The organism is Heliomicrobium undosum (genome assembly GCF_009877425.1).
GTDB classification, from domain to species: Bacteria; Bacillota; Desulfitobacteriia; order Heliobacteriales; family Heliobacteriaceae; genus Heliomicrobium; species Heliomicrobium undosum.
Window position 1 is genome coordinate 1 of the sequence record NZ_WXEY01000050.1, and the last position, 1,967, is coordinate 1,967.

Annotated in this window: 2 protein-coding genes and 2 tRNA genes; all 4 read left to right on the forward strand. The window is 47.9% G+C overall.

Annotated features, from left to right (window positions below; all coding sequences use genetic code 11):
- The first annotated feature begins 351 nt into the window (after positions 1 to 351).
- The 4 genes from GTO91_RS17500 to GTO91_RS17515 all read left to right on the forward strand — a co-directional run bounded on the left by GTO91_RS17500 (position 352) and on the right by GTO91_RS17515 (position 1,763).
- Positions 352 to 963: a carbonic anhydrase gene (locus GTO91_RS17500; RefSeq protein WP_161260000.1), complete on the forward strand. Its 612-nt coding sequence runs from the start codon at positions 352 to 354 to the stop codon at positions 961 to 963.
- An 81-nt stretch (positions 964 to 1,044) separates the two neighbouring features.
- A complete protein-coding gene (locus GTO91_RS17505) occupies positions 1,045 to 1,494 on the forward strand; it encodes a hypothetical protein (protein ID WP_161260001.1) in 450 nt (149 codons plus the stop codon).
- Positions 1,495 to 1,583: 89 nt separating this feature from the next.
- Positions 1,584 to 1,660: transfer RNA gene (locus tag GTO91_RS17510), tRNA-Val, on the forward strand.
- 20 nt (positions 1,661 to 1,680) lie between these two features.
- Positions 1,681 to 1,763: transfer RNA gene (locus tag GTO91_RS17515), tRNA-Leu, on the forward strand.
- Positions 1,764 to 1,967: the final 204 nt, after the last annotated feature.

The following is a 1,967-nucleotide window of genomic DNA, read 5'->3' on the forward strand; positions in this document are numbered from 1 at the left end:
TGAGGCGTTTAGTCGACGGGTACGAATCGGTCGAGGACTTGACCTTTTTGCGCGATATAATCCTCTGTTCAGTTTTGAAAGAGTAACAAAGCATTGCATTCCTGCAAAAAAAGTAGGATTGCAATGCCTTTTCCATTTTGAGGCATCCATAAACAGGCTTTGTTTCTAACCAACCTAATGTTCGCCTTTTGTGCTCTGACAAGTATATCTTTATTTCAGTGGGTGAAGATATAACCGCCTAAACTTCTTTTTAAGGCGGTGTTTCTATTGCCTCAAAAAAAATGGCCGGTTTTCCTAACCTCCTTGCTGTTCCTCGTCATATGTCTATTCGCAACGGGGTGTGCCCGCCCAATGAAAAACACAGTTACCCCAGAGGTGACGGCCTCACCCAAAGAGACCCGACAGATACTGGAGGAAGGCAACCGCCGTTTTATCGAGTCCGCGCCGCAGGCGAAAAACCTCGGGGAAGAGAAGCGGCGGCAATTGACTGGCGGTCAGAAACCGATAGCGGTGGTTGTCAGTTGTTCCGACTCGCGCGTTCCTCCGGAGCACATTTTTGATCAGGGACTTGGCGATCTATTTGTGGTCCGCGTCGCCGGCAATGTGGTCAGCCCGGAGGTGCTGGGCAGCGTCGAATATGCGGTGGAACACCTGCGCACACCGCTCGTTGTTGTTTTGGGGCATGAAAGCTGTGGCGCCGTCAAGGCGGCTGTAGAGGAAGGTCATGTGGAAGGGAGTATCGCCTCTATTACGGAGCGGATCCGGCCGCTGGCGCAAGAGCAAAAGGCGAGGGGGGTAAAGGGGACGGAACTGGTGGAGAGCACCGTGGACCATAACATCCGGGCCTCCCTTGCCGAACTGAAGAAGAGCGCTATTCTCCGGAAAACTTTGAACGAGGGGAAGTTGCAGATCCAGGGAGCGAAGTATGATCTCGATACGGGAAAAGTCGAGTGGCTTCAGTGAAGTGAGGCGAGCGCCCGGACTTCCGGTGATTGTCGTCGGGAGAATCGGGCGCTTACCCTTAGAACAAGGATTGGAGCAAGCATGTTTTTTAATTTTTTGCTGAGGGCTTTGGGGGAGGATTTGCAAAGGTCGGATGGCGTTTGGGGTTCAATTACTGATGATATAGGGTGCTTTGATGGCGAATGCGTCGAAGATAAAGGTATCTACCTCGAAACGATCGAAAATCTTAGAAGGATCTCGAAAGGATTTTTTAGCGCACAAGCAATTAACGACTTCGTAGATATCGAAAAAGGGCTGGCGTGGGTCTCCTTTGAGTATGGCGGGAAATTTTACAAATGGGATTTAGAAGTGAATCATGACTGGTTCGATGTAGGCGTAATCTCCAAGATAAATATGGTATTAAAGCAGTCGAATAGTCCTAGAAAATATGCTGTTGCCCTGATAGACCAGATCTATTTCATTGGATTTTTTTCTCCGGCACAGGTAAATAAGCTGAATAACCTAACCGAGTTGGGATTTGAATTTTTGTAAGGGTTCAATAGGATAAAAATACCGTTGACTTTGTCTGAAATTCTTGTTAATATATCATTCCGTCGGAGATTTTACAGCCTTCAAAAATAGGGCGATTAGCTCAGATGGTTAGAGCGCTTGCTTGACATGCAAGAGGTCAGCGGTTCGATTCCGTTATCGCCCACCAGTTGCTATCCAATGTTTCATGCGAAAGTGGCGGAACTGGCAGACGCGCACGTTTGAGGGGCGTGTGGGCAACCGTGAGGGTTCGAGTCCCTCCTTTCGCACCAGACATTACCACTTGATATTGTAGTGTATCGGTGGTAGGATATAATTCCTGTCTACGATAGACCGTTTGATTCAGAGTCGTAGCGGGCGAGAAAAATTGGTCCTTGAAAATCGAACAGTTGCGAATCAAAAGCGTGCGAAACCAATCAATTCGATTGTATTTAAGAGCTTGACTCAAGCTACCTACAAATTTTTGTGGAGAGTTT

Coding starts and splice junctions, on each gene's coding strand:
- GTO91_RS17505 (WP_161260001.1), top strand. CDS start 1,045: ATGTTTTTTAATTTTTTGCTGAGGGCTTTGGGGGAGGATTTGCAAAGG.
- GTO91_RS17500 (WP_161260000.1), top strand. CDS start 352: ATGAAAAACACAGTTACCCCAGAGGTGACGGCCTCACCCAAAGAGACC.